The organism is Microbacterium sp. Bi128, assembly GCF_918698205.1.
In genome coordinates this window covers 1-3,503 of record NZ_CAKKMM010000474.1, presented here as the reverse complement: position 1 = coordinate 3,503, position 3,503 = coordinate 1, and the positions used below count along the sequence as shown (strand labels likewise).

6 protein-coding genes are annotated in these 3,503 nt (G+C 71.3%); 2 read left to right on the top strand and 4 right to left on the bottom strand.

All coding sequences use genetic code 11. The features are described 5' to 3' along the window. On the bottom strand, window positions 1-146 hold a 146-nt coding region (locus LQV45_RS21330; protein WP_230008720.1), incomplete at its 3' end, for a dihydrodipicolinate synthase family protein. Between the two features lie 110 nt (window positions 147-256). Here LQV45_RS21330 and LQV45_RS21325 point away from each other — a divergent pair. Then, window positions 257-793: an NUDIX hydrolase gene (locus LQV45_RS21325; RefSeq protein ID WP_230008719.1), complete on the top strand. Its 537-nt coding sequence runs from the start codon at window positions 257-259 to the stop codon at window positions 791-793. Between the two features lie 2 nt (window positions 794-795). Here the strand turns inward: LQV45_RS21325 and LQV45_RS21320 are convergent, their stop codons facing one another. The 3 genes from LQV45_RS21320 to LQV45_RS21310 are packed head-to-tail and all read right to left on the bottom strand — an operon-like array spanning window position 796 to window position 2,857. Next, window positions 796-1,551, bottom strand: coding sequence for an SDR family oxidoreductase (locus tag LQV45_RS21320; protein WP_230008718.1), 756 nt, complete (start codon window positions 1,549-1,551; stop codon window positions 796-798). Next, window positions 1,548-2,051 (bottom strand): dihydrofolate reductase, encoded by a 504-nt coding sequence (locus tag LQV45_RS21315; protein WP_230008717.1) that lies wholly within the window; start codon window positions 2,049-2,051, stop codon window positions 1,548-1,550. The genes LQV45_RS21320 and LQV45_RS21315 overlap by 4 nt, the downstream gene beginning before the upstream one ends. Beyond that, window positions 2,048-2,857, bottom strand: coding sequence for a thymidylate synthase (locus LQV45_RS21310; protein WP_230008716.1), 810 nt, complete (start codon window positions 2,855-2,857; stop codon window positions 2,048-2,050). Before LQV45_RS21310 ends, LQV45_RS21315 begins: the two co-directional genes overlap by 4 nt. A gap of 177 nt (window positions 2,858-3,034) precedes the next feature. Between LQV45_RS21310 and LQV45_RS21305 the strand changes: the two genes are divergently transcribed. Then, entirely contained in the window at window positions 3,035-3,472 is a 438-nt protein-coding gene (locus LQV45_RS21305; protein WP_230008715.1) for a thioredoxin family protein, read from the top strand. Window positions 3,473-3,503 lie beyond the last annotated feature (31 nt).

Genomic DNA, 3,503 nt, shown 5'->3' with positions numbered 1-3,503 from the left:
CCCGTGACGACGACACCGTCGGCGCCCGCGCTGACGACGTCGTCGATGTGCTTCTCGACGGCGGGCCAATCGACCTCGCCGTCGGCCGTCATGGGGGTGACGAGCGCGACGAGCACCTGACCGAAGGGGTTGCCGGAGTGCGTCATGCTCTCAGGTTATCGGTTCGCCCCGCTCTCCCCGCTGTCGCGTCGATCCTCCCGGTGAACATCGACCGACGCCGCCCGTTCCGCGGTCGGCGGCGCTCTAGGCTGACCGCATGACCTGGACCACCCGCTCCTCCCGCACGGTGTACGAGAACCGGTGGATCGAGGTCCGCGAAGACGAGGTCACCGGGCCGGACGGCGACGGCATTTACGGAGTCGTGCGGATGCAGCAGCCCGCCGTCTTCATCATCGCGCTCGATGAGAACGAGCGTGTGTGCCTGGTCGAGCTCGAGCGCTACACGACGGGGCGCTCGCTCGAGGTCCCGGCCGGCGGCACGGACGGCGAGGACCCCCTCGTCGCCGCGCAGCGGGAACTGCGCGAAGAGACGGGCGTCACCGCGGCACGGTGGGAGCACCTGGGCCGCATGAACGCCCTCAACGGCATCGCTGACGCCCCGGAGCACGTCTATCTCGCGCGGGACCTCAAGATCGTGGATGCCGCGGCCTCACAGCGCGAGGAGGGCATCGAAGCCGTGCGCTGGGTACCGTTCGGGGACGTCCTGGGCCTGGTCGCCGACGGCGAGATCTCCGACGGCGAGACGGTCGCGGCGCTGGCGTTCGCCGGCATCCGGCTCGGCCGGTTCCGCTGAGCTCAGCGCCCCCGCGCGGCCGCGCGCACGACCACCCGGTCGGGCAGAACGCGCGAGGCGGCCACGAGCAGCTTGTATTTCCACGACGGGATCGACACCGCGCGACCGCGTGCCGCGTCGCGCAATCCCTCGCGCACGACCGTCTCGGCGTCGAGCCACATCCCGGGCGGAACGCCCTCCTGCCCGGGCGGGAGGCCCAGCCGCTCATGGAAGTTCGTGTGGACGAATCCCGGGCAGACGGCGGTGACCGTCACTCCGCGCGGTGCGTAGGCGACGTTCGCCCAGCGGCTGAAGGAGATGAGCCAGCCCTTGACGGCGCCGTACGTGCCGCGCGGGACGAACCCGGCGACCGAGGCCACGTTGACGATCCGTCCGCTGCCGCGCGCGAGCATGGCCGGCAACGCCGCGTGGGTCAACCGCATCGCGACCTCGACGTGCAGCCGCAGGTGGCGCACCTCGTCGGCGATGTCGTTGGCCTCGAAGGCGAGGTCGAGCCCGAAGCCGGCGTTGTTGACGAGCAAGTCCACGCCCGCGGCCACCCGGGCCTCGACCGCTCTGAGGTCGTCGGCGTCGAGGAGGTCTGCCGCGAGCACTTCGACGTTCGATCCACACGTCGAGCGGATGCCGTCGGCCACTGCGGCGAGCGCGGCGCGGTCGCGCGCCACGAGGATCACGTCCGCGCCGCGGGCGGCGAGCTGGCGCGCGAACTCGGCGCCGAGGCCCGAGCTCGCGCCGGTGACGAGCGCGGTCCGCGTCACTCCCGACCCTCGGGCACGTAGGTCTCGAACCGGTAGCGGATGCCGGTCCGAGACACATGCCAGCCCTCTTCCGGGTCGGCCGACGTGCGCGTCCAGCCGTCGAGACCTGGCGCGACGGTGTCACCGTCGACGTCGAGATCGAGTTGCGTGACCTCGAGCACGTCGGCGTGGGCGATCGCATCGGCGTAGAGGCGCCCCCCGCCGATCACCCACACCCGGTCGGTGTGGGCGCTCTGCAGGGCGGCATCGAGAGAGTCCACGCGCTCGGCGCCGTCGGCATCCCATCCGTTCGTCCGCGACACCACGATGTTGCGACGCCCCGGAAGGGGCCGGAAGCGCGGCGGGAGCGACTCCCACGTGCGCCGGCCCATGACGACGTCGGACTCCCCCGTCACGGCGCGGAAGTGGGCGAGGTCTTCGGGGACGTGCCACGGCATGCCGCCGCCCGCGCCGATGACGCCGTCGCGCGACTGCGCCCAGACCAGTCCGATCGTCGTCATACCGCCACGGCCGCCCGGATGGCCGGGTGGTGCTGGTAGTCGTCGATCACGATGTCGTCGTAGGTGTAGTCGAAGACCGAGTCGGGCTTCCGGGCGAACCGGAGGGTCGGGTACGGGAAGGGGTCTCGGGAGAGTTGCTCCTCGACCTGCGCACGGTGGTTGTCGTAGACGTGGCAGTCGCCACCGGTCCAGACGAACTCGCCGGGCTCGAGCCCCGTCTGCTGCGCGATCATGAGCGTCAGCAGGGCGTAGGACGCGATGTTGAAGGGGACGCCGAGGAACATGTCGGCGCTGCGCTGATACAGCTGGCACGAGAGCTTGCCGTCGGCGACGTAGAACTGGAACAGCGCGTGACACGGAGCCAACGCCATGTCGGGGATGTCGGCGGGGTTCCACGCCGACACGATGAGCCGACGGGAGTCGGGATCGCGGCGGATCTGGTCGATCACCTGCGAGATCTGGTCGATCGCGCCGCCGTCCGCGGTGGGCCAGGAGCGCCATTGCACGCCGTACACGGGGCCGAGTTCGCCCTCGGCATCCGCCCACTCGTCCCAGATGCTCACGCCGTGCTGCTGCAGCCACCCCACATTGGATTCGCCGCGAAGGAACCACAGCAGTTCGTAGACGATCGACTTCATGTGGACGCGCTTGGTCGTCACGAGGGGGAAGCCCGCGGCCAGGTCGAAGCGGATCTGCCGACCGAACACGCTCGTGGTACCGGTGCCGGTGCGATCCGACTTGTGGACGCCCGTCGCGAGGACGTCGCGGAGCAGGTCTTCGTAGGGCGTGGGGATGTCGGCGGTCACGGCCTTCACGATACCCGCGGGTCCCGCGCGCCGGGGTGCGCCGGGGGAACGATCCTGGCGCCGGGCCCGCTGGGGAGGAGGCGCCACCTGGACGCGGGCCGGGCAAACGCTGAGCGGAGGCGTCATGGGGCGACTCATCGGCCCCCGGCGCTCCCGGGCGCGTTAGCGTTGTCGGTCGTGGACCTGACCATCGCTCTCTTCGCCATCGCCGCGCTCGTCGTGCTGGCTGCGGTCGCCGGCGTCGTCTTCCGCCTCACCCAGGGCCGCGCCCGCCCCGTGGACTCCGCCGAGATCGTCGACCCGCGCCGCCTCGGTGCGGACGCGCTCGGCGAGGAAGCCACGCTGCTGCAGTTCAGCACCGAGATGTGCTCGCGGTGCCCCGGCGTGCACCGGATGCTGTCGGAGGTCGCCGACGGCCGCGAGGGCGTACGGCACCTCGACGTCGACCTCACCCACCGCCCCGACATCGCCCAGCACTTCCGCGTGCTGCAGACCCCCACGACGCTCGTCCTGGATCGCCACGGTGCGATCCGCACGCGTTTCGGGGGCACGCCCGGTCGCGCGGTCGTGGAACTCGAGCTCAGCCGCCTGCAAGAGGAGACCGCCCGTGCCTGAGACGTCCCGCATCGATGTCCGCGGCCCGAGG

Excerpts from the sequence above, each read along its gene's own strand:
- LQV45_RS21325 (WP_230008719.1), top strand. The coding sequence starts at position 257 with ATGACCTGGACCACCCGCTCCTCCCGCACGGTGTACGAGAACCGGTGG.
- LQV45_RS21315 (WP_230008717.1), bottom strand. The coding sequence starts at position 2,051 with ATGACGACGATCGGACTGGTCTGGGCGCAGTCGCGCGACGGCGTCATC.